The sequence below is a fragment of the Frankia sp. Cppng1_Ct_nod genome, assembly GCF_920656135.1.
GTDB lineage: Bacteria > Actinomycetota > Actinomycetes > Frankiales > Frankiaceae > Protofrankia > Protofrankia meridionalis.
Genome location: NZ_CAKKTK010000055.1, coordinates 1 through 23,692 on the forward strand (window position 1 = coordinate 1; position 23,692 = coordinate 23,692).

The following is a 23,692-nucleotide window of genomic DNA, read 5'->3' on the forward strand; positions in this document are numbered from 1 at the left end:
CCAGCACGCCCGCTCCTTTCCTACAACCCGCATCCCACCCTGGGATCACGCTACCGAGCCCGACGGAGTTTGCGACTGTCCACGCATCAACTTTTTTAGGAGGCCACTACCGGGCGGTCCCGTAAAACGTACGATCGATCACACCAGCTCACCGCCCCGCGATCGAGGTGTAGAGGTAAAAGGTCGTCCATAGATGGATAGAGCGTGACGCAGGCGGGCGCCAGGTAGTGCCGAGACGCCGGTAGCGGGGTTGTGGCCGGGTCGGCGTGATGTTTTTCGAGTTTTCGAGATCGACAGGGTCGATTTCGGGTTCGGTCGCCTGGTGCAGTGTGAGGCCCTGTACCTGTTGTCTCTCGGCTTCGCGGGCGAACCGACGATCGTGGTGTTTCTGATCACGTAGTCGACGTCGTGGGTGCTCGGCGTCACCTGCATCCGAACATACGTCGGCGCTCATCGTCGAGTAGACGATTATCCTTTTCCGTCGGATTCCGAACTCCCTGGCGATGTCCGTCCAGTCCTGGAGGCTACGTGGCCAGGCCGGTCGCCGGTGCCGGCCGTGTCTCCAAGGCGGGCCGAATGCGGAACGCAGAGCGCGGATCTCCTGGTCGCGCGTGGCGACCACCGCGCGTATACGCCTCCATACATCCATAGCGGAAATCATCCCTCCATACTGTTTGAACGAGCCCGAAGACGGGTCTACAAGCCGATGCAAGGGATGTCGGTCACGCGATGCTTTACGGGGACCCGGTCGTTGTGCTCCAGCAGCCCAGCAGCCCGGCAGCCCGGCAGCCCGGCAGCCCGGCAGCCCGGCAGCCCGGCAGCCCAGCAGCCCGGCAGCCCGGCCGTAAGGGCTGGCGGGTGGCGTGGTCGGCCGGTGGTGGTTGCGCCTGAGGGGAGGCCCGGTTCCAGGGCTGTCTGTTACGCATCGTGGTGAAGGTGACATAACTCGACGAGATGTGAACGATTAAGATCATCAGTTGGTGGCATCGGTAACCACAGAATTTTCACAAGAAACCCGGACGGACTCCGGTAGAACCTTCCGCCCAGCGCTGTAGGAGTATTTTGCGTATTACGACAGGGTCTGGTGGTCGAGTCGCCGGTATGTGATTCTCCACATGACAAGGCAGGCCCTGGGCGTCCATCTCGCCATGAAGGTTGCTGCCTGGATGACATGTACTTCGACGCTTGAAGCTCCGTCCCGGACAGGTCGATGGGCCTGCGAGTACCCCGGTGGACGGCCTGGTCGACGCGAGACGATCTGATGGAGACCGCACAGCCGAGTCCAGGTCGTGCCACGAGCTGGTTGTGGCTGACGTATGTCGCGATCGGGCTTGGCCTGGTTGTCGGGTATTATCTCGTCCCCCCGCATGGTGCGGGGGGTGTGGCCCGAGTCGCGGGCTACTGCCTGGTCAGTGCGTCGTCGGCGGCGGCGGTGTTGGCCGGGGTCGTCCGGCTGCGGCCCGAGCCACGGCTGCCGTGGCTGCTGTTGGCTGCCGGCCAGGCGGTATACACGGCGGCCAATATAACCTACTACCTACTGCATTACGTTGTCGGTGTCACGGATTTCCTGACCGTTTCCGGCGTGTTCTACCTGGCCCGCTATCCGTTCGTCGTGGTGGGTCTTGTGCTGCTCATCCGACATCGGACTCCCGGGCGCGACCTTCCTGGTCTGCTCGACGCCGGGACGCTCGCGGTCGCCGCGGCAATGCTGTCGTGGCTGTTTCTGATCGGGCCGTACGTCCACGGTGGCTCCGGTCAGCCGGTCGAAGCCATGATATCGGTCGGATATCCGGTGATGGACCTCGCCCTGCTCACGGTCGGGCTGAGGCTGGTCCTCGGATCGGGCCGCCGGCCGCTGTCGTTCTTTCTGCTCACGGGCAACCTTGTCGCAATCATGACCGCGGACACCGTCTTCGCGTTGGAGCAACTGGACGGTGGCTACCACGCGGGAAACTTCCTGGACGGGATCTGGCTGGTCGGCGACATCGCGCTGGGCGCGGCGGCACTACACCCGACGATGATCCGGTTGGCCGACCCCACGCCGACGGGTGACCAGCGCCTCGGCCAGGGACGCCTTGCCGTGCTGCTGGCTGCGGCGCTGGCCGCACCCGTCACGATGCTGATCCGATACGCCCAGGGGATCACCTACGACATTCCGGTCATGGCCGTGGCAAGTGTCCTGATGTTCCTGCTGACGATCGCCCGGATGGCGGAACTTGTCTTCGACCAGCGCCGGCTGGCGATCACCGACGGACTGACCGGCCTCTACACGCGCCGTTTTCTCGAGGCGCAGCTACCTATGGAGATCGCCCGGGTACGTCGTTCCGGGGGAGGACTCGCACTGTTCATCGTCGATGTCGACCATTTCAAGTCGATCAATGATCGTCACGGGCATCCCGCGGGCGACCGGGTTCTCGCGGAGATCAGCGTTCGACTGCGCGGAGCGACCCGTCCCGGCGATGTGCTTGCCCGGTACGGCGGTGAGGAGTTCGCTCTCCTGGCGCCCCATGTCTGCCTGGAAGAGGTGGGTGCCGTGGCCGAACGGCTACGGACCCGGGTGGCCGGTGGTCCGATCGCGGTCACCGCCGATAGCTGGATCTTCGCCACCGTCTCGGTAGGCGCCTGCGTCTTCCCGGCTCACGTCTCCGACCAGACCGAGCTGATCGCAATGGCGGACAGGGCCCTTTACGTCGCCAAGGCGCAGGGCCGGGACCGTGCGGTGATCGCCGACGCGCTGTGGTCGGACACCGTCGCCGGCGGAGATTCCACCACCGGAGGTTCCGCCGATGTCCGAGATATTCAGAACGCCTGACATACCCGAAACAACCGTTCCACTCGAGCCGGGCGCTCATAAGAGCGACGGTGACACTCTGCTCACCTCACCGGCATGCGCGACGCCTCAGGGCGACGGTGACGACTATGGCTGTCACGGCGACGCCCGCCACCGTGGCAGTGGCGCGTGGGTTCGCGGCAGCACGGGTGCGCACGGTCCGTGCGGTCTGGCCCGCCGACTCCCGTACCTTCTCGGTGGTCGCTGCCACCTGCGGGTTGTGTCCGACCTTCGTCACCGCATGACCCACGGTCTCCCGCGCCTGCTGGGCCTTCTCGGCGGTCGCTGCCACCTGCGGGTTGTGTCCGACCTTCGTCACCGCATGACCCACGGTGTCCCTGGCCTTGTGGGCGGTCGCTGCCACCTGCGGGTTGTGTCCGACCTTCGTCACCGCATGACCCACGGTGTCCCTGGCCTTGTGAGCGGTCGCCGAGGCACGGGGACCGAAGTCCTCGGTGGCCCCGGCAAGCCGTACCTTGGCGTCGGCCGCACCGCTGGCCATCCGTTCCCGGGCGTGGGCAACGGCGTGCTTGGCATCCTCTGCCGTGCGTCCCGCGACCCTACCCGGGCTGATTTTGGCCGAGAGCAGGTTGATCTCTTCGGCAAGACGTGACCTGGTGGCCTCGATGTCCGTTTTGATCTCGTCCGGGTTCTCGCCCACGGATGACCTCCCTCGACGTCCGAACAAGCCTGATCTTCGGATTACCCTGGGACGGCGGGGTTAATCGGCGATCTGCTCGGTAATGCGCACGGTGCTCGGAACTCAACCGGATGTTCTCGGCGGGTCAGGTACCGGGCAGGCGAAAGGGTGTGTGATCATAATTTTTCACGCCGAGGGAGGCCCTGAAGCTGCGCTGCGTCAGTAGGAGCGGGCAACTATACAGATCAGGTCGGGTTCGTCCTCGTTCTCCGGGATGGTGCCGTCGGGTCGCTGGATGCACCGGACGGTGAGCGACTCCTCGGCGAGCCGGGCCTCACCGCTGTCACCGACGGCCGCCCAGGGCAGCCGGGCGAAGCCGACCGCTGTCGCCTCGACGGCATCCTGGAGGCTCGAGACGTCGCGGGTGCGAGCGTCCCGGTCGGCGAGCGCGGCCGTGTACATGGCTTTCTGAACGTCGTCCAGTAGCGCCGGGACCGTGGTCAGCACGTCGTCGAGCGGTACGACGATCTTCTCCGAAGTATCGCGGCGGGCGAGGGTGACGTTGCCCGCGGCGAGGTCACGCGGGCCGAGTTCGATCCGTAGTGGAATGCCCTTGAGTTCGGCGTCGGTGACCCGCCGGCCGAACGACAGGCCGGGTCGGGCGTCCACGTCGCAGCGCACGCCAACGGCCCGCAGCCCCTGCGCGATCCGTGAGATCTGTTCGATGAGCGTGGCATCGTCTCGGACCGGCAGGGCAACCACCTGCGTCGGTGCGAGTCGCGGGGGAATCCGTAGCCCGTTGTCGTCACCATGCGCCATGATCAGACCACCGATCATGCGGGTGGATGATCCCCATGACGTCGTCCACGCCAGGTGGCGCAGACCGTCGGCACCCAGGAAGTCGATGTTGAATGCGCGGGCGAAGTTCTGCCCGAGTTCATGGCTCGTCGCCATCTGCAGCGCCTTGCCATCGCCCATCATCGCCTCCAGGGTGAGGGTGTTGGTGGCGCCTGCGAAGCGTTCCTTCGTGGTCTTGCGCCCGACGAACACGGGCAGTGCCAGGACGGAGGTCATGAACTCCAGGTAGACCTCGAGATGGATGCGGCGGGCGTACGCGGCCGCGTCCGCTTCATCGACGTGTGCGGTGTGTCCCTCCTGCCAGAGGAACTCGCTGGTGCGCAGGAACAGCCGGGGTCGCAGTTCCCAGCGCACCACGTTCGCCCACTGGTTGAGCAGAAGAGGCAGGTCGCGGTAGCTCTGCGTCCATTTCGACATGTACTCGCCGATGACGGTCTCGCTGGTCGGGCGGACCACGACCGGTTCTTCCAACTCCTTGCCGCCGCCGTGGGTCACGACCGCGAGCTCGGGGCTGAAACCCTCGATGTGCTGGGCCTCCCGCCGCAGATAGCTCTCGGGGATGAACAGCGGGAAGTAGGCGTTGACCGCCCCGGTCGCCTTGATCCGCGCATCCACGTCGGCCTGCATCCGTTCCCAGATCGCGTAGCCGTACGGTCGGATGACCATGGTCCCCCGGACCGGACCGTTGTCGGCCAGTTCAGCCTTGGCGAGCACGTCCTGGTACCAGCGAGGGAAGTCCTCGCCGCGGGGAGAGAGTATGGCCATCCATCCACGATATTGCCTGGCCGTGCCAGCCCGACGGACGCGTCGGTGCTCTCCGGTATTTCCGGTGGATCGCGATTGCCGCTCAAGCCGTGTCCGGCGGCCCTTCGGCCTTGTTCGGCACGTGATCGAGCGGCACCTCACGGAACACCAGCGACAGGTCGACATCTCCATGGAAGCTCACCAACGCAGCCCGCGGTGGCACCAGGATCATGGCGGAAGTCAGGTCGGATGCGGTGGCTCCGGCCGCGAGGACGACCTCGTGCTCGACCAGAAGGCCGTGTCGGATGGTCACCAGCTCGGCGAGCGGTGCCGGTGTTGCGCTGGGCATACCTCTGGGTTCGGGAACAAGGTCGCCATCGGTGTCCATGTTTCGGGCCTCCTCGGTGTGAACCTAGCAACTTCTGTCGATGCGTTTGCAACTGACTGCGTGGTCCTTCGACAAGTTGTTCTCGAGTGTCCTGAATCAGCTGTTTGGCATTCGGTCACTTCGGTCTATGCGGGTTTGCTGCTGGACGTGCGCGGAAACGCCGACTTTGCTTTATAGCAAACCGTGGAGAGTGGGGTACACCAAGGGTCAATACAGGGACACGCCGGGCACTGGTATCTGCTGGCGCCGAACCCGGTTTTCCCAGGTCGGAACAGCCCGCGCACCGCTGCGGCGACCATGTCGACCATGTCGACCATGTCGACCCGGAGAACCGGACCTGTCCGCGTTGTCGGTGCCGGTCGGGGGATCAGTCGCCGGTCGGGGGATCAGTCGCCGATCGCGGGATCGCCCGGCAGCGCGTACACCCCCGGCGCGACCATCACGGCAAGGCCGTCGTCCACCAGCCCGCCCAGGGCGCGGTTGCGCTGCGCCGGCTCGTCCCACACGGCGTCCAGCGAGTCCTGGTGCACCGGCCCATCCGACTCCCGCAACACCGCGAGCAGGCGTCCCCGCACCTGCCGGTCGGTTCCGGCGTAACCCTGTGGCCGCCGGGACGGCCCGTCCGCAGGCGGACTGCCCATCCGCAGCCATGCGCACTTCTGTCGCACCGGGCAGGCGTCACACCGAGGGGTGCGCGCGATGCAGACCAGCGCCCCGAGTTCCATGAACGCCGCGCTGGCTCGGGCGGCGGTCTGCGGGTCGTCCGGCAGCAGCGACTCGACCAGCTCCAGATCCCGGCGTGATGTTGTTGTCCGCTGGTCGTCTCGGCCACTGACCGCCCGGCCGACGAACCGCCGGACGTTGACGTCGATCACGGCGTGGCGCTGCCGGAACGCGAACGCGGCGACCGCTCGGGCGGTGTAGGTCCCGACCCCTGGCAGCTTCAGCAGCTGGTCCAGCTCGTCGGGGATCCTGCCACCGTGCAGTTCCGTCACGGCCGTGGCGGTCTGGTGCAGCCGCAACGCACGGCGTGGGTAGCCGAGCCGGCCCCACATGCGGACGGCCTCGCCGGCCGGCTCGGCGGCGAGCGCCGGCGCGGTCGGCCAGCGGTCCAACCATGCGTGCCATACCGGCAGCACGCGGTTCACCGGGGTCTGCTGCAACATGATCTCGCTGACGAGAACGGCCCAGGGACTGACCCGACGATCCCGCCAGGGAAGATCGCGAGCGCAGATCTCATACCAGTCGAGGACGGCGCCGGTGAGCGTGGGCGGGATGTCCGCGACTGTCTGGGGGGCCCGCGGACCGGCAACGGAGGATGCCATCTCCGTCATCCTGGCATGGCCTTGCGGATGTTCCGCCGGACGGTGCGGCGCGCCCGCATCTCGGGAAAGCGGCGGATTCACACGTAGCGTTCGAGAATGCTGGATTCAGCGAGTCGGGACAGTCCTTCCCGGACGGCCCTGGCACGCGCCTCGCCGACGCCCTCGACCGTCTGCAGGTCATCCACGCCCGCCGCGAGCAGCTTCTGCAACGTGCTGAAATGCTCGACGAGCCGGTCGACGACCATCCGCGGCAACCGCGGCACCTTTGCCAGCATCCGGTATCCGCGGGGGCTGATCTGGCTGTCGAGCACGTCCGCGCCGCCGGGGAAGCCCAGGGCACGGGCGAGCACCGTCAGGTCGAGCAGGTCGGTCGGTGACATCGCGGAGAGCTGGGCGAGAACTTCGGCGGCGGTTCCCATCTTGCCCCCGGCGGGCAGGTAATCGCGGACGGTCAGTTCCCGCTCGGTCTCCACCCCGGCCATCAGTTCCTCAAGCTGGAGGGAGAGCAGGCGGCCATCCGTGCCGAGTTCGACGACGTAACCTTCGATCTCGTCGGCGATCCGGCGGACCATCTCCAGACGTTGACTCACAGAAATTGCGTCACGGACGGTGACCAGGTCTTCGATCTCGAGTGCGGAGAGGGTGCCGGCGACCTCGTCGAGGCGCATCTTGTAACGCTCGAGGGTCGCCAGCGCCTGGTTGGCCCGCGACAGGATCGCGGCAGAATCGTCGAGAACGTAGCGGCGGCCGGCCACGTACAGCGCGATGATGCGCATCGACTGGCTGACCGAGATCACCGGGTAGCCGCTCTGCTTCGCCACCCGCTCGGCCGTGCGGTGCCTCGTACCGGACTCCTCGGTGAAAATCGTCGGATCGGGCACCAGGTGGACGGCGGCTCGCACGATCCGCTGCAGGTCGGACGACAAGACGATCGCGCCGTCCATCTTCGCGAGTTCCCGCAGGCGGGTGGCTGAGAACTCGACGTCGAGCTCGAAGCCGCCGGTGCAGATGCCTTCTACCGCCTTGTCGTGGCCGAGGACGATCAGGCCGCCGGTATGGCCGCGAAGGATGCGCTCAAGCCCATCCCGGAAAGGGGTGCCTGGGGCGACAGCGGCCAGTGTCGCCCGGAAGATGTCATCCCCGGGTGGTCCTGCCATCTGACTCCCTCGGTATCTCGGCGTCCCGCCGTGGTCATGGTATCGGGCTGGCCGCTTCGCCATGCCGCCCCCGTAATGTTGTGATGTTGAATTAACTCAAAGTAGTCTTTATTCGCTTGTTCCATACATATGCCTGATTGCATTCTTCAGGTCGGAGACTTCGATCGTCGTCATACCGTCAGGTGCCGGACCCGCGTCCGGCGGCACAAGTGCCCACCGGAAGCCGAGCCTGGACGCGGCCGTCAGGCGCCGCCGGACCGCACCCACCGACCGGACCTCGCCGGCCAGGCCGACCTCGCCGACCGCGATGAGATTCGCGGGAATGGGCCGGTCCTCGACACTGCTGATCGTGGCCAGCGCGACCGCGAGATCGGCGGCCGGTTCGGCGAGCCGGACCCCTCCGACGGTCGCCGCGTACACATCCGACTTCCCGAGCTGTACCCGACCACGACGTTCGACCACAGCGAGGATCATCGCAACCCGGGCCGAGTCAAGCCCGGAGACCGCCCGGCGTGGGACCGCCGCGGTGGAACCCGCCACCAGTGCCTGTACCTCGGCCACCAGTGGCCGGCGGCCTTCGACGGTGACCGTCACGCAGGTGCCGGCGACGCCTTCCGTCAGCCCGCCGTCGTGCCAGCGGGACAGGAACAGCCCGCTGGGATCGGCGATCCCGCGGATGCCCCCGTCGCGCATCTCGAAACACCCGACCTCGTCGGACGGGCCGAAGCGGTTCTTGCTCGCCCGGACCAGGCGCAATGACGAATGGCGCTCACCTTCGAAGTGCAGGACGACATCGACGAGGTGCTCCAGCAGGCGTGGTCCGGCAACCGTGCCGTCCTTGGTCACATGGCCGACGATCACGGTTGCCATGTTCAGGGCCTTCGCCGCCCGGATCAGTGCCGCTGTCACCTCGCGGACCTGTGTGACGCCGCCGGCCGCACCATCTGCCGTGGCGGTGGTGATGGTTTGTACCGAATCAACCACCAAAAGCGCGGGACGCGTTTCCTCCACGTGGGTGAGCAGAGCCTCGAGATCGGTCTCCGCCGCGATCCACAGCTCGGGATGCACGGCGCCGATCCGCCCGGCTCGCAACCGTACCTGTGCCGTCGACTCCTCACCGGTGACCACCAGCGCTCGCGCGCCGGAGGCGGCACTGCGCGCGGCCACCTCCAGCAGGAGTGTGGACTTACCGACGCCCGGTTCCCCGGCCAACAGCGCGACCGCCCCGGGAACGAGCCCCCCGCCGAGCACCCGGTCGAGTTCGGTCACACCGGTGGGGCGGCTGCGGGCAGCCGTGACGTCGACCGCGGACATCGGGCAGGCGGGAGCTGTCACCACTGCCGTAGCCGTCACGTGAGCCAGGCCACGCCCACCGGCCCGGTGCGACGAGCGGGTCGTGGGCAGCTGCGCCTCTATCGTCCCCCAGGTCTGGCAGCGTGGGCAGCGACCGGCCCACTTGAGCGACTCGGCGCCGCAGCCGCTGCAGCGGAAACCGCCCGAGGCCGCCCGGGAGCTGGACGAACCCGGTGCGCTCGGTCGGGGAACGGGAGGCCTTGATGACATGGGCCGCACCGTACCGGCGTGGTACGACAACAACCACGATGCGTCGGATGGTCGGCGTTGTCGGCCGCCTGACAGCGAGCGTCGCGGGCAGGTCCACGACCTGATCCGTGTCAGGGGGTCGGGGTGGTCCCGGCGGCGGAGCCCGGCGTGGAAGTCGGGCTGCCTGCGGTGGTGGTGGCGGTGGACGCGGTGGTTCCCACGGCCCGCGTGGGCAACGTCGCGGCCGTTGGCTGAGGCGACGCCGACGCCCCGGGAGCGGGTGGTTCCACCGGGATGCTCAGTGTGATGCTGCCGGCTTTGGCGAACGTGAAGGTGACAGGCACGGCCTGCCCGACCAGCAGGTCGCGGTTCAACCCGGTCAGAGTCGGGGCGTTGCCATCCGCGATATAGATGTTGCTGCCGCCGGGGCGCAGGACTGCCTTCACCGGAGCCTGTCCGCCGCTCGCCACCGGTGACGCGACCTGGATGATCTGGTCGTCCTGGGTGCCGCCGTTGAAGAACGCGGAGATTACCTGGGCCTTCCCACCCGAGGTGGCAGGCCCGGCCACGTAGAGGTTACGCAGGGAGATGGTGCCGATGGCGCCGGAGACGGTGTTCGTCGTCGTGCGGGTCTGTGACGTCACCGCATCGGTACCTGCCGCGCACGAGGAGAGTGCGACCGTGCCGATCAGCGATGCGGCGGCGAACAGCGAGACGGTCGCGGTTCGCGCATCCGGGCGGTGGCTCACGGCTCGGCTGCTCCTCCGGGGGTGAACCGACGGTTGTCGCGTCGGTGCTGGTTGACCCCGCCGCCGGATCGGCGGACGGTGTGTGAACGGCCCACCCGAAGGTCTGCACACCCGAAGGCCTGCATACCCGAAGGTTCGGACCGCGCCACAGCCTAGCGAGCCAGCGTCGGATCGCGCTCGGTATGGCGCACCGTCCTGGGAACGCCCTAACGGACCGGAAGTGCTCCGAGCCAGCCCTCGAACCGGTCGCCGACGTGGAAGACGCGAGGCGGTTGCACCAGCCGACCGTCCGCAGCGATGAGCAGCAGGGTCGGCTGTTCGGGATCGGCCAGGAACAAGCGGGCAAGGGATCCGTTCGGGTCGCTGTAGCCCACGGCGAACCCCCCGCCGGCCTGCGGTTGGCGGGTAAGTTCGTTCAACAGGGGGTCGTCAACCCGTGGCGCCACCAGGTAGGTCGGTACGGGCGCCCCTTCGCGCGCCTGGCCCACGATGTCGTGGATGGCGTTCGCGCAGTCGCAGGTGGCAGGCAGCAGCACAATCAGCGCGGGCCGAAGGTCGGACGCGGCCCGGTATTCACGCCCCGTGATGAGCTGATAGTCGGGCAGGGGCGCGCCGACCGTCCCCGCTCGCGCGGTTGTCGACGCCCGAGGGACCGTGACCTGGGCCGGGACCGGGCGCGGATGCGTGAGGACGAGCGGCGCCATTGCGCCGAGGGTACCGATTATGATCAAAAAGCCGACAAGGATCATGCCGGGAAGGCTCCGGGGCCGGTTACCCGCCCGGTCGGTGTGCGCGGCCACGTTGTCACGCAGGCCCGGGATGAGTCTGTTGAGGCGCGCCCGCCGCCGTTGTGACCGTAGCTCCGCGTGGTAGGCGGCGATCTCGTCGTCAAGTTCGCTGAGGTCGTCGGGAACTTCGACATCAAGCGGGGGGAGGTCGTCCCAGTGCCTGGACGAGGGGCGGGAGCGGTGGTCGTCCTGGTGGCCGGCCCCGTTGCCGTCGTCGTCCCCGGAGGCGGGCGGCGGCGGTGTGAGGTGCATCCCTCCATCGTGACCGATGGACGACCGATCTGCTGGGTGGTATAGGAAGCTAGCAGGCCAAAGAGTACATGATCATTTTTCTGTTCGAGTACTCGCAGGCCCCAGGGGCTGAAACTGTCGCATACTGCGGCGTCATGGGCGGATGTCGCGCGGCGGCGCCGTCCAGGCGGACGCCGCGGACCGCCGTCGATCACTGGCGTCATGGGGGTAGCAGGGAGCACAGAAGGACATCCGGGCGGGCTGCTCGTCAGGGCGGCCGCTGCCCGTTTCGCCTGGTCCGGAGCGTCGCCGACCTGTAGGTGCGCGTCACCGAGGCGTCTTAGCGGGTCGTCGACGGCCCGCCCTACAGCATGCGTCTGACCTGCGTCGATGCATGCGTGTTACCCTGGTGAAGGCGGAAGGGGCACTTGACACATGGCGTTCCAAGTCGGCGAGACCGTTGTTTACCCACACCATGGTGCTGCTCTTATCGACGCGATTGAAACACGCGTCATCAAGGGTGAGGAAAAGCTCTATCTCGTGCTTAAGGTCGCACAGGGTGACCTGACTGTGCGCGTCCCTGCGGACAACGTCGCTATGGTCGGCGTCCGTGATGTGGTCGGGCAGGACGGCCTCGAGCGCGTTTTCGAGGTCCTGCGGGCTCCGCACACCGAGGAACCGACCAACTGGTCACGGCGGTACAAGGCGAACCTTGAGAAGCTCGCGTCGGGCGATGTGAACAAGGTCGCCGAGGTAGTTCGTGATCTCTGGCGTCGTGATCGCGAAAGGGGGCTCTCCGCGGGCGAGAAGCGGATGCTGAGCAAGGCGCGACAGATACTCGTCAGTGAACTCGCGTTGGCTGAAGGCACAAATGAGGACAAGGCCGAGGCGATGCTCGACGAGGTGTTGGCGGGTTAGCCGGCGGCAGGTATTGCGGATATCCGGACGTGTTCAGTCCAGTAGACGCATTTTATGCGCATGTCTGACCGTGTAGCCGCGATCGTCCCGGCAGCCGGCCGCGGCGAACGCCTCGGGGGGTCGATACCGAAGGCGCTTCGCCCGCTGGCCGGTCGTTCACTCGTCCAACATGCGGTCGAGACGCTGATTTTGGCGGCCTTGGTGGACGAGGTGGTGGTTGCGGCTCCAGCAGCCGAGCTGGACGCCTTCACGAAGCTCCTCGGGCCCGGGGTACGGGTGATCGCCGGTGGCGCCGAGCGGATCGACTCTGTGCGGGCGGCCATCGCGGTCCTCGACGAGACGGTCGGCGTCGTCCTCGTGCATGATGCGGCCCGGCCGTTGACACCCCCGGGGCTGGTTGACGCGGTCGCGTCCGCGGTGCTTGCCGGGGCCCCGGCTGTGATCCCGGTGCTGGCCGTGAACGACACCATCAAAGAGGTCGATGCCACGGGCAGAGTGGTACGGACGGTCCCGCGTGACGTCCTGCGCGCCGTCCAGACCCCGCAGGGGTTCCGGCGGGACATCCTGGATGAGGCGTATCGGCTCGGCGAGACGCTTCCCGACGGGGTGATGATCACCGATGACGCGGGGTTGGTCGAGGCGCTGGGCGTGCCCGTGACGACCGTGCCTGGTTCCCAGGAGGCGTTCAAGGTCACCCGACCCGCCGATCTGGTCTTCGCCGAGGCGCTGCTCGCCCGTCGCGACTAGCTCGCCCGTCGCGACCACGCGACGACACCACTAGGCGACGATCCGCGTGATCGAAGATCTACGAGGCGGGTCCTGGCCGGCTACCGGCACTGGGCCAAGCGGATTCCTGTGAGGTGAGAGAGCTGTCCGGACTTCCCCGGGTGGGGATCGGGGTGGATGTCCATCCGTTCGAGGATGGTCGTCCCTGTTGGGTTGCGGGCCTCTTCTGGCCCGGCGAAACCGGGCTTGCCGGCCACTCGGACGGCGATGTCGCGGCGCACGCGTCCTGCGACGCCCTGCTGACCGCGTCCGGACTCGGCGACCTCGGTTCGATCTTCGGTACCGGACGCCCGGAATGGGCGGGGGCGGCGGGCGTGGCCCTGCTCGGTGAGACTGCGAGGCTGCTAGCTGAGGCGGGCTGGACGGTCGGGAACGTGGCCGTGCAGATCGTGGGCAACCGGCCACGGATGGCCGGTCGGCGTACAGAGGCCCAGGAGGTGCTAACGGCGGCTGTCGGCGCGCCGGTGAGCGTGTCGGCCACGACCACTGACGGCCTCGGCCTCACCGGCCGAGGTGAGGGGCTCGCGGCGATTGCCACCGCGCTCGTCGTCCGTTCCTGACCGCGAGTGTCCACCGGGGGACGGGGGGGACGGCGGGGACGGGCCACGCGTTCGCTATGCCTGACTGGCATTACTGGTGGTGGTGGCCGCGGTGAATTGAGAGGGTGGGAAGGCCACCGGACCGGCGGAGGAGCCTGATGTCGGTGTATCTACCCGAGAAGGTCAAGGATCTCGCGGACGCGGCGACCTACGTGACGCTCGCGACGGTCCGCCCTGACGGATCTCCACGAATGACCGTGTTGTGGATTGCGCGGGATGGTGATGATCTGCTGTTGTCCACGGTTCGGGGTCGGGCCAAGGAACGCGACATTGCCAGGGATCCACGGGTCGGAATCATGTTCCTCGACCAACGGGATCCCTACGGATATGTCGAGATCCGTGGTCGGGCGACCCTGACCGAAGAGGGCGGCCGCGAGCTCATCGATTCTCTCGCGGTGAAGTACACCGGTGATGCGACCTATCAGTGGGATGGTCCGGACGCGGTACGGGTTGTCATCCGGGTCACTCCCGAACGGCTACTCACCACCGGCTGACACCCGCCGGCCGCGGTGGCGACCCGCCCGGTTCGCGCAGAAGGTCTGACCTGCGTCGACCTGGGCTCGAGGTGTTGTCGCCAGGTGTTTACTCAACGGAATCGAGTTCCTGACATGGGGGGTGCGGGAATCGGGGAGGGCCGCGCCGTACCCTTGACAGATGGGACTCCACATCTACGACACGCGCACCCGGCGCATGCGGCTGTTCGAGCCGCTGCACCCCGGTCATGTGGGCGTGTATGTCTGTGGGCCCACCGTGCAGTCCGCCCCGCACGTCGGGCACATCCGCACCGCCGTCGCCTTCGATGTTCTACGCCGCTGGCTCACCACATCCGGGCTTGAGGTGACCTTCGTCCAGAACGTCACCGACATCGATGACAAGATCATAATTAATGCGAGTCGTGCCGGTGAGACCGTGTGGGAGCTCGCCACCCGCCAGACCCGGGCCTTCGACGAGGCCTACCGTGCGGTCGGGGTGCTGCCGGCAACCATCCAACCGCGGGCAACCGGCCACATCCCGGAGATGCTGGCGCTCATCGCCAGGCTGGTGGACGCCGGGTACGCGTACGCGAGCGCCGGGTCGGTGTGGTTCCGGGTCGGGCGCTTCGCAGGCTACGGCGAACTGTCGCACCAGCGCCCGGATGCGATGTTGGCGTCACCGGAAAGCGAGCCGGGCAAGGCTGATCCCCGCGACTTCGCGCTGTGGAAGGGTGCCAAGCCGGGTGAGCCGTTCTGGGAATCACCCTGGGGACGTGGGCGCCCCGGCTGGCACATCGAGTGCTCGGCGATGGCCGGTAAGTACCTCGGTGAGGTGTTCGACATCCACGGCGGCGGGCTTGATCTCGTCTTCCCGCACCACGAGAACGAGCGTGCCCAGTCGCTCTGCGCCGCGAACCTCCCTGGCGGGCCCGGCGCGGCGCCCGTGGGCGAGACGGCCCGTTACTGGATGCACGTAGGTCTGCTGACAACCGGCGGCGTCAAGATGTCGAAGTCGCTGGGTAACTCGTTTCTGGCCGCGGACGCGCTCGCGCAGGTCAAGCCGCAGGTGCTGCGCTATCACCTGCTGTCCGCGCACTACCGGTCATCGCTGGAGTACGGCCCGGACGGGCTGGCCGAGTCGGCCGCGGCCCACGACCGACTCGAGACCTTCGTCCGCAACGCCCTCGACATCCTGGGCGGGCCGGACGAGGCGGCATCCATCGCCGCCGAATGCGCGATCAACGCACAGCGGGTTGCCGCCCGGCACACCCATTCCGGAAGCGGTTCGCGCACCGGCGCTCGTGCGGGCGTGAAGGTCGGGGCGGTGGACCATGGTGGCATCCTCACGGCCCCGGGGGCGTCGACGGTTTCCTCGGGCGAGGGAATCACGGTGCTGAGCCCGGCACAGGCATGGCTTGCCTTTGCCGCGGCCCTAGATGATGATCTTGCTGTCTCTCGGGCGCTGGCGGTCCTGTTCAGCGCTGTCGGACGTGGGAACCAGGTGCTGTCAAAGGCGCGTAGCCGCGAGCTGGCCGGCTGGGCGGACGTCGTACGCAGAATGCTCGCGGTCCTCGGGCTCGATCCGATCGGGCAGTGGCCGGAGGCCGGTTCCGAACTCCGGCCGGCGCTGGACGGCGTGATGGAGATTGTTCTTGATCTGCGGTCGGCGGCGCGTGCCCGGCGGGACTACACCGAGGCCGACGGCATCCGCGCACGGCTCGCCGCGAGCGGCATCCTCGTTGAGGACACCCCCGAAGGGCAACGTTGGCACCTGGCATGAGCCGTCGACGGCGCACCTGCGTCGGGTGGGTACGACACGCTTGTCGTACCCACCCGAAACAGATCATGATGTTCAGCGGGAACGGATCGTGACCCGCGTCCAAGCCCCGAGATAGACCCGGTCGCCGTTGCGCAGCGCGACCTGCTGGTCCCGTGGGATCGGGTTCGGCTCGTCGTTGATCCGGGTGCCGTTTGTCGAGCCGGGGTCGAGCACCGCGTAGCCACCGTCCGGCATGAGTTCCAGCATCGCGTGTGCGCGGGAGATACCGGGATCTTCCGGGGCGCCGGACAGGTCGATCTCCGGGTGAATGCCACGGGACTCGCTGCGCCGCCCGATCAGCAGCCGAGGACCGCTGAGCGCGAACACCCGTCGTGGGTAGGCCGACGGGAAGGGGACACGGTGGTCGTCCCCACTGTCGTAGTACTCGCGCTCGGCTTCGACGACCACGTCCCAGCTGGTCTGGACAAGGACCGGCTCGGGTGGACCGGGATGCTCCATGAGGACGAGGTCGAAGCCGCACACCTCGCAGAACCGAGCGCCCACCTCGTGGGGGCTGTGGCAGTTCGGGCAGGCGGTATAGCCCTCGTCGGAATCCCGCGGCACCCGGGGGGACGCAGCCCGGCTCGGCTGGGACCGATGGTAGTCGGGCGGCGGGGTCATCGGCGGTCGTGGCGCGGCGGTGGGACGACCCAGACCCAGCGGGTCGTCAACGCCGGCAGGACTACCGGCAGGACTGCCGGCAGGACTACCGGCAGAGCCACCACCGGCGGGCAGGTACGGGTCGGCGTGGTCCCGGTCGTAGCTCCACAGGTCGTCCCGGTGTGGGTCACCGCGGGATTCACCGTGTGGATCACGGTAGGGCTCTGCCGGGTAGCTCCTCGCGCCGTAGCCGCCCGAGGGGTATGCGCCGGGGGTGAAGGCATCCGGGTCATACCCGTCAGGGTCGTACCCTGCCCGGTCGTAGTTGTCCCGAAGGTACTCACCCGGGGCGTCGCCGTCCTGGCCGAAGTCGGACGGCGAGTAGTCGGACGGTGCGTATCGCTGCGGGGCGTGGGCGTCCCGCCCGAACGGATCGACCGATGGCGGCGCCGCACTGCCGGGCAGCGACCGGGATCCGGACGACATCGATTTGGATGTCTCTCCCGGCCGCCGAAAAAATGAGTCCGATACGGAGCGTTCCGGCTCGGGTGGTCGCTGGCGACCCGACCCGACGGCTCCGCCATCCGGATGGAAAATGTCGGGCTCCTGACTGCCTGCGACCCGCATGCCGCACTGATCGCAGTAGTCGGGGTCCGTAGACAGGTGCCCGTTCGGGCAGCGTGCACTCACCTGATCACCTGTTTACCCTGACGGTCCTGGTCGACCGCGTGTCAAGGACCATTTCGTCAATGGTGTCAACGTTTCGTTTCAACCGAACCGTACCTGTGCTTGGATCCTCGATGTCGACCACGCGCTGGAGTAGCTGGTATGTGGCCTCGTTGCCGGACTGATGGGCAAGCTGTGCTCCTTGGCCGAGTTTGATGGTAGCGGTGTCCTCATCGCCCTTGCGTCGGGCCTGTAGCCCTTCGTCGATCAGCCGGGCCAGCTCGGCCTGGCCGGTGAAGTGGGCGACCTCGGGGGAGATGCGCGTGGAAAGCTCCGGATCGCTGGTCCAGATCGCGCGGACCAGCGCTCGGGACAGCACCTGGTCGGCCACGACCACATGAACCCGCGCGGCCAGCATCTCCACGTCATCGTTGCGTGGGGGAACGGTGACGCATACGTGGTAGTCGCGGGACTCGTTACCCCATGCGCCGGTCGGATAGTCCGCGGTGAGCGCGTTGAGGCTCACCGCGGTGGAGGTGAGGTCCTCAACGTGGGGCGAGACCTGCCGTAGAAAGCGGACGGAGGCGTTCTGCGGTGTCCACAGCCGGAGCGTCACCCGGTCGACTGCGCGGTTCGTCGCAGTATCGATCATGGATCGGAAGTCGGCGGCGAGATCCTGCGGCCGGGGTATCGCGTCGACCGTGCCGAGCAGCGTCGTGGCAATCCGGCGCAGCTCGTCGACGCGCCAGTCGGCGCCGATTCCGCGGCAGTCGCACTGGAAGCGGCCGACGCAGGCGCTCAGGGCCGCTTCGAACTCGGTCGTACGCTCGCCGTTCTGCCCGTCGGTCAGCAGGATCGCGTGGTGGATCGCATCCGGGCGGGTGGCCATCAGTTCCCTGGCACGGGTGAGCCAGCGTCCGATCGCGGTGCCCCCGTCGGGCTCGAGCCGTCCGATCGCGGCTTTGGCCGCGGCCCGGGTCGTGGCGTTCGCGGGCACGAGTTTGGGCTGGGTCGGATAGACGGCCTCGGCAATCCCTGATCCCCGCACGATCGCGAACCACACGCCGTCCCGTAGGCCATCGACCGCGGCCTTTCCCGCCCGGCGTGTTTCGACGATCTTTGTCCGGGGTGAGGACATCGATCCTGAGCAGTCCAACATGATGACCTCGGCAAGTTCCGGCGGTCCGCCGGCCGGGCCCGGCGGACCCACGGGGCCACCCGATGCCCTGACTGTGACCACCGCATGCACATCGCCGTTCCCATAGCCGAGGTACTCGTTCTGGAAGACTTCCAGGGCGAACGGCACGGTCATCGCGGATCCCTTTCCGAGGAGTGCTCACCGGTGAGGTCCGCGCCGACGCGCGCGGTCACGACGGTGATGTTGTCGTGCCCGCCTCGGTCAATCGCGTGTCTGGTCAGATGGCGGCCAATTGCGATCGCCGAGGAGTCTGCCGGCAGTTGGCCGACGACTGCTGCCATGTCGTCGGCGTGAGACAGGTAGTTCCACAACCCGTCCGTGCAGACCAGCACGGTGGCCGGAGCGGGCAGCGGGAAGACGCGGACGTGCGGTGTGACGTCCTGGGCGTCGGCGCCGAGCCAGCGGGTGAGGGTGTGGGCCCGGCGGTCGGTCTCGACCGCGGAGGCGGGTATCAGGCCGGCGCGGGCGGCTTCCGCCGCCCAGGTGTCGTCCTCGGTCAACCGTTCGAACCACTGCGGGCCGAACAGGTAGACCCGGCTGTCACCGATCCAGCCGACCGTGACCGCGCCGGCGCCGTCACTGCTACGGGTGATCACGGCGGCGGCGAACGTGCAGGACGGTGAGATCCGTCCGTCCACAGCCGGTACCCGGGCCACCGCGGCCGCCGCCGCCGCCGCGGCCGCATGCATCGCCCGTTCCATCCTGCCGGGGGAGAACTCGTCGACCGTTGGCCTGGGGGGTGTGGTCGGAATATCAGGATCAGGCCACTCGATGATGTCCTCGTCGTAGCCGCTGTAGTGGTCGAGATAGCCGGCCTGGTCGGTATCCTCGGTGAGACCGCCGTTACCGGACCGTTCGGACCCCGTCGTCCGGACAGGGTTGCGGTGCCCGTCGGAAAGGCCCGGCGGGACGAGATGGGCCAGGCCGTGGTCGTCGGTTTCGTCCGGCCCACCAGCCGCCGGCGGTACCGTCGCCGGTAGCGGACCGCGCTCGGCTCGGGCGCCTCGGACAGCTTCGACAAGTACCGCCGTGGCGGTTGCCGCCGCCGCTCGTGCCGCGGGCCCGGACCCCGGTGTGCTCGACACGCCGTCGCAGACCACCGCGATCAGCGTGGAGCCGACTTTCGCGACGCCCATGGCGTCCTCGTTGGTGGTGTGCCGCACCCCTCGGTCGCAGACGCCCGCAACGGCGCCCAGATCGAGTTCCCGGTGGTCGGAATCACCTGTCTCCACCGCCATCTCGGTGTGCAGTGGGGTGCCACACGCTTCGCAGAAGCGGTCGTCCAAGTACGCCGGGCTCGTGCACACCGGGCAGTGCCCCCCGTTCTGGTCGATCCCGTACCGTCCCTTCTCCGGGGCGGGGTCGCCATGACCCGCCCGGTCCTCGTGCTCATTGCCGTGGGCCGCGCCATAGTTGATCACACGCATGGCGCGATCACACCAGCGTCCGGGGGCGGACCCGATTGGCCGCCTCGACCATGGCGATGCGCCGGGGCCTGGCGGTAGCGAGCTGGGCCAGGCGGCGATACACCTCTTCCAGACCGAAGCGCAGATCTCGGACGTGCAGGGGCCTCCCCACGACGATGACGTCATCGCCCGGGTGCAGTGTGCCTGCCTCCAGCGCCTCGAGCGCTACTTCCAGGATCGTCAGCGCGAGCTCCGCCCGGGCCTGCGGATCGGGGCGCAAAGAGTCGAGAATCCGGGACGCCTGGTCGAGTTCGGCCCGTCCGGGTCGTACCTTCCGGTCGACCATAGCTCGGATGATGCGGGTCTGGGCGGCCAGGTAAGCCGCGGACGTCCGCGGCACCCGCTGCCAGGCTTCCACCGCGCCGCGCAGGTCCCCGGCCTCGTAGCGGACCCGGGCCAGCCCGAAGGAGGCGGACGTGAACGAGGGGTCGGTACGGGACACGACATCGAACATGCGTGCGGACGTCGTCGGGTCGATGGTCTCGGTGGCGAGTGCCAGCGCCAGTTTGGGCGCGAGTTCCCCGGGTACAGCGCCGTAGACCCTGTCGAAGAAGTCGCGGGCCGACTCGAAGAACCCGCGGGCTGATCCCGATGCGGCTGCGCGTGCGGCCATCGCAGCGTCGAGCACAAGAAGTCCCTGGTACCAGTCGGTCCGCCACTGATACGGATCCTCGTCCGCGACCGAGGCGAGAAGGGCCTGCGCTCTGTCGGCGCGGCCGGTCTCCAGCCAGGCGCGGGCGAGTCGCAGCTGGGTCTCGGGCGTCGTCGGACCCATCGCGGACAGCAGCTCGGTGAGCTGGTCGGGTTCGGCATCGGGCAGCGCGACCAGAGTCGGCGTGGCCGGGTCGTCCGGGTCGGGCTTGCACACCGGCAGCACCGACCATGCCGGCCCGGCGACGCTGCCGTCGGGTTTCTCCCCGGTGAGGTGTGCGTCCGCGCCGAACCGGCGGCTGGGAGCGGGATTCGGCCGTCCCTGTTCGATCGCGACGATCTCCCGCAGGACACCGAGGAGCTCGTCGAACATCTCGTCCGCGCTGAGGAACCGGGCATCCGGGTCGGGTGCGGTCGTTCGTAGCAGGAACCGGTAGAGCGAGTCATGCCGGGCGAGCACTTCGTGACTGCGCTGAGGGGGAATGGTGAAGGCGTAGGTCGTGGTGTTACCCCGGAAGTCCAGGATCAGCGCTGCCAGCGAACGGCCGATCGTGAACAGGTCGGAGGCGACCGACGGGCCCAGCGTGGGCACTTCCGGTGCCTGGTAGCCGGGGGTCGCGAACGACGGCCCCGGATCGTCGATACGGCGTACCGCACCGAGGTCGATGAGTTTCAGCGAGTCGCCCGACAACATCACGTTGTCCGGCTTGAAGTCGCAGTAGACCAGGCCCTGACGGTGCAGGTAGGCGAAAGCCGGGAGGATCCCGAGGATGTAGGCGATTGCCTGGGTCACCGGCAGCGGGTCGGGCTGCCCGCCGGCCGCTGCCCGGCGTTGCTTCAGGAGCTTGAGCAGGGACATCCCGCCGATGTACTCCATGACGATGTAACCGGTGCCCTGCCACTCCACGAAACTGAAGATTTTCACGATGTTGCTGTGGTCGACCGCGGCAAGGAACTGGCGTTCGGCGATGGCCGCAGTCATCGCCTGGGGGTCATGGGTGTTGAGCAGGCCCTTGAGCACGACCCAGAAGTTCTCGGCGACGTTGCGGTCACGGGCCAGGTACACCCAGCCCTGCCCACCGAACGCCAGGCACCCGACAACCTCGTACTGGCTGACGACGTCCCCCGCCGCGAGTTTCGGCACGAAGGAGAACGGCTGGCGGCAGTTCGCGCAGAAGCCCTCCAACCGGCCGGGGGAATCACCGCGGGCACGGCCCACCGGCTCGTCACAGATGGCGCAGTAACGGCCGCGTTCCGGCACCTGCGGGTTGGCCAGCACCATCGACGTGGGGTCGGGAACGGCCACGTCCGCAACGGTGATGATGCCCGCGCCGAGCCGGCCACGTGACGGCGTCGGCCTGGACGGTCTGCTGCGTCGGTGTCGCAGTGGGCCGCTGCCTGCGGGGCTGCTTGTTCCCGGGTCGCCTGTTCCCGGGCCGCCTGTTGCCGGGCCGCCTGTTGCCGGGCCGCTCGGCTGTTGGCCTGACCCGGACGGGCCGAAGGAGGATGGATTCGGCACGGACGGGTTCGGGACGGAAACGGCCGAGGTCGCAGAGAAACCGCAGAGGTTGCAGTAGCCGTCCTCGATCGTGCCGCCCTTGCAATCCGGCCGCGTACAGGGGGCACCGTCGTCCGTGGCGGTGGCCGTCGAGGGGCCGGGGGCTGCGCCCGGTACCGGCCTGTCGGACGGCCCTGTCGGCCCCAGCTGGCTGGGAACGGTCGGGGTGGGACTACTCGTGACCGGTAGTAGCCCGCAGATGTTGCAGTAGCCGTCCTCGACGACACCGGCGCAACCTGGCCGGCCGCAGGAGACTCCATCACCCGGCAGGCCGCCAAGGGACTGGGAAGTGCTCATCTCTGGTTGGTCTCCCTTCCCCTGCTCGGCCGGATACCCCCGAGGGGGCCGTCGCCGTCGGCCACGGACTTTCCCGTTGACCCGCGCCCGACCGGCTCACTCCCGACCCCGTCGTCGCCGGCGCTGAACCTACGGTCCAGGGCCGCGCCGAACGCCTGCACCAGCTCGGCGGCCTGGTCGAGATCGGTCGGCGCCGTATACAGCACCGAGTGGGCACGCCGGTACAGGTCGGCAAGGTCCGGGGCCTCGATGACGCCCTGCCTGGCGGCTTTGGCCTGCCATCCGCCGAGTAACCCGCGCAGATCGTCGCGCGTCCGCAGCGGTGCCGCGTTGGTGTCCGCGATCCTGCGGGCCGAGATCAGCGTGGCCTCGGCGAGCTCCTGCCACCGGTCGAGTCCCCTGCTCGCTTCCTTCCAGCGGCCGGCTGCCGCTGTCGCGGTCAGCCGGCCGAGCCAGGTGCGCAGGCCGTGCCGGTCGTCATCCAGGACACCGTCAGGCAGGCGGAGCAGCGGCGTCGCCGGTCGCAGGACGCGGCTACGGGCGCGGTCGGCGTCCGCCGCTGCCTGATCGGTGAGCGTGACGATGCGTTCCAGCAGCGTCGCCGCGTCCCGCAGCGCCTCCGGGAGGGTGTCGTGGCGTCGGGCGAGTTCAGCGACGCCGGCTCGCGCGGTCGCGATGGCGGCGTCGAGGCGTACCGGCAGACTTTCCGGCACGGACAGCGGATCGCCGGCGGCGACTTCGGACAGTTCGGCGAGCAGCCGGCGGGCGACCGTGAGGCCGGCATCGTCTCCCATGCGTAGCCGGGACGCGATCGTGTCGACGGCGGCGATCTCCTGCTCGGCCGCGCTGACGGTCGCCAGGTGGGTGTTCCAGGCTGCGACGATCTCATCGATGCCGACACGGACGGACCGCAGTGCCGCGTCGGCGCGGTCCACGAGGTCTGTCGGGCGGATGCCGGCAGCGGGTGACCCGGGTGAGGAGTCAGGCTTCGACCCGTGGGGGTTCCCGTTACGGGCACCGTCGGTACCTGCCGACCGGACGGGGGGGACCGCCAGTGGGCTGTGCAGCAAGGCGTCCAGTTCACCCATGGCGCGGGCGTCCACCCGGGTCCTGCTACCGCGGGTGGTGCGGGCCCGTTCAACGAGGTCGGCGAGGATGCCGTAGCAGTGCCAGGCGTCCGTGAGCGCGGTGAGCGTGGCCGTCGCCCGGTCGCGGGTGGCGCCGGTGAGGCGGTCCGGGTCGATCAGCGCACGCTCGGGCGCGCTCTCCAACCCCATCAGGACGGTCGCCTGGGACGCGGCTGCACCCGACAGATGGGTCAGGGCGGCGTCAATCCTGTCCAGGCTCATGATGGCCATGATGACGGTCAGCCCTGATATTTGGGAACGGGTGCGTCACGGGATGGGCTG

General features: G+C 68.2%; 20 protein-coding genes. 7 read left to right on the forward strand and 13 right to left on the reverse strand.

What is annotated here, in order from left to right; translation table 11 throughout:
* The first annotated feature begins 729 nt into the window (after nt 1–729).
* Nucleotides 730–891 carry a hypothetical protein gene (locus tag NBW77_RS15380; protein WP_165486330.1) on the forward strand — a complete coding sequence of 54 codons (162 nt, stop codon included), beginning with the start codon at nt 730–732 and terminating at the stop codon, nt 889–891.
* A 370-nt stretch (nt 892–1,261) separates the two neighbouring features.
* Entirely contained in the window at nt 1,262–2,812 is a 1,551-nt protein-coding gene (locus NBW77_RS15385; protein WP_165486329.1) for a GGDEF domain-containing protein, read from the forward strand.
* 67 nt (nt 2,813–2,879) lie between these two features.
* Here the strand turns inward: NBW77_RS15385 and NBW77_RS15390 are convergent, their stop codons facing one another.
* The 8 genes from NBW77_RS15390 to NBW77_RS15425 form a co-directional block, all read right to left on the reverse strand.
* On the reverse strand, nt 2,880–3,491 hold the full coding sequence (locus tag NBW77_RS15390) for a DUF3618 domain-containing protein (RefSeq protein WP_165486328.1): 612 nt from the start codon (nt 3,489–3,491) through the stop codon (nt 2,880–2,882).
* A 198-nt stretch (nt 3,492–3,689) separates the two neighbouring features.
* The gene (proS, locus tag NBW77_RS15395; RefSeq protein WP_131749113.1) at nt 3,690–5,093 is read right to left on the reverse strand and encodes a proline--tRNA ligase; all 1,404 of its coding nucleotides are present in this window, start codon (nt 5,091–5,093) and stop codon (nt 3,690–3,692) included.
* Nucleotides 5,094–5,175: 82 nt separating this feature from the next.
* Complete coding sequence (locus NBW77_RS15400) at nt 5,176–5,460, reverse strand: hypothetical protein (protein WP_131749111.1); 285 nt, start codon at nt 5,458–5,460, stop codon at nt 5,176–5,178.
* Between the two features lie 386 nt (nt 5,461–5,846).
* Nucleotides 5,847–6,785 (reverse strand): HhH-GPD family protein, encoded by a 939-nt coding sequence (locus tag NBW77_RS15405; RefSeq protein WP_175324779.1) that lies wholly within the window; start codon nt 6,783–6,785, stop codon nt 5,847–5,849.
* Nucleotides 6,786–6,862: 77 nt separating this feature from the next.
* A complete protein-coding gene (disA, locus tag NBW77_RS15410) occupies nt 6,863–7,942 on the reverse strand; it encodes a DNA integrity scanning diadenylate cyclase DisA (protein WP_250279917.1) in 1,080 nt (359 codons plus the stop codon).
* Between the two features lie 108 nt (nt 7,943–8,050).
* The gene (gene radA / locus NBW77_RS15415) at nt 8,051–9,505 is read right to left on the reverse strand and encodes a DNA repair protein RadA (RefSeq protein ID WP_131749107.1); all 1,455 of its coding nucleotides are present in this window, start codon (nt 9,503–9,505) and stop codon (nt 8,051–8,053) included.
* Between the two features lie 110 nt (nt 9,506–9,615).
* The gene (locus tag NBW77_RS15420) at nt 9,616–10,233 is read right to left on the reverse strand and encodes a copper chaperone PCu(A)C domain-containing protein (RefSeq protein ID WP_131749105.1); all 618 of its coding nucleotides are present in this window, start codon (nt 10,231–10,233) and stop codon (nt 9,616–9,618) included.
* Nucleotides 10,234–10,439: 206 nt separating this feature from the next.
* On the reverse strand, nt 10,440–11,273 hold the full coding sequence (locus NBW77_RS15425; RefSeq protein WP_131749104.1) for a hypothetical protein: 834 nt from the start codon (nt 11,271–11,273) through the stop codon (nt 10,440–10,442).
* A 414-nt stretch (nt 11,274–11,687) separates the two neighbouring features.
* Here NBW77_RS15425 and NBW77_RS15430 point away from each other — a divergent pair, with 414 nt between their 5' ends.
* The 5 genes from NBW77_RS15430 (at nt 11,688) to cysS (ending at nt 15,808) form a co-directional block, all read left to right on the forward strand.
* A complete protein-coding gene (locus NBW77_RS15430) occupies nt 11,688–12,170 on the forward strand; it encodes a CarD family transcriptional regulator (protein ID WP_131749102.1) in 483 nt (160 codons plus the stop codon).
* A gap of 60 nt (nt 12,171–12,230) precedes the next feature.
* Complete coding sequence (gene ispD / locus NBW77_RS15435) at nt 12,231–12,917, forward strand: 2-C-methyl-D-erythritol 4-phosphate cytidylyltransferase (protein WP_131749100.1); 687 nt, start codon at nt 12,231–12,233, stop codon at nt 12,915–12,917.
* Nucleotides 12,918–13,030: 113 nt separating this feature from the next.
* Entirely contained in the window at nt 13,031–13,516 is a 486-nt protein-coding gene (gene ispF / locus NBW77_RS15440) for a 2-C-methyl-D-erythritol 2,4-cyclodiphosphate synthase (protein ID WP_175324778.1), read from the forward strand.
* 137 nt (nt 13,517–13,653) lie between these two features.
* A complete protein-coding gene (locus NBW77_RS15445; RefSeq protein WP_131749098.1) occupies nt 13,654–14,049 on the forward strand; it encodes a PPOX class F420-dependent oxidoreductase in 396 nt (131 codons plus the stop codon).
* A gap of 160 nt (nt 14,050–14,209) precedes the next feature.
* Nucleotides 14,210–15,808: a cysteine--tRNA ligase gene (gene cysS, locus NBW77_RS15450; protein ID WP_131749096.1), complete on the forward strand. Its 1,599-nt coding sequence runs from the start codon at nt 14,210–14,212 to the stop codon at nt 15,806–15,808.
* Between the two features lie 72 nt (nt 15,809–15,880).
* Here the strand turns inward: cysS and NBW77_RS15455 are convergent, their stop codons facing one another.
* Genes NBW77_RS15455 through NBW77_RS15475 form a run of 5 tightly spaced genes read right to left on the reverse strand, consistent with a single transcriptional unit; the run spans nt 15,881 to nt 23,641 of the window.
* A complete protein-coding gene (locus NBW77_RS15455; protein ID WP_131749094.1) occupies nt 15,881–17,137 on the reverse strand; it encodes an FHA domain-containing protein in 1,257 nt (418 codons plus the stop codon).
* 4 nt (nt 17,138–17,141) lie between these two features.
* A complete protein-coding gene (locus NBW77_RS15460) occupies nt 17,142–18,425 on the reverse strand; it encodes a vWA domain-containing protein (RefSeq protein WP_250279918.1) in 1,284 nt (427 codons plus the stop codon).
* The gene (locus NBW77_RS15465) at nt 18,422–19,738 is read right to left on the reverse strand and encodes a protein phosphatase 2C domain-containing protein (RefSeq protein ID WP_250279919.1); all 1,317 of its coding nucleotides are present in this window, start codon (nt 19,736–19,738) and stop codon (nt 18,422–18,424) included. Before NBW77_RS15465 ends, NBW77_RS15460 begins: the two co-directional genes overlap by 4 nt.
* Nucleotides 19,739–19,745: 7 nt before the next feature.
* On the reverse strand, nt 19,746–22,283 hold the full coding sequence (locus tag NBW77_RS15470) for a serine/threonine-protein kinase (protein ID WP_131749092.1): 2,538 nt from the start codon (nt 22,281–22,283) through the stop codon (nt 19,746–19,748).
* Nucleotides 22,280–23,641, reverse strand: coding sequence for a hypothetical protein (locus tag NBW77_RS15475; RefSeq protein ID WP_131749090.1), 1,362 nt, complete (start codon nt 23,639–23,641; stop codon nt 22,280–22,282). Before NBW77_RS15475 ends, NBW77_RS15470 begins: the two co-directional genes overlap by 4 nt.
* Between the last annotated feature and the right edge of the window lie 51 nt (nt 23,642–23,692).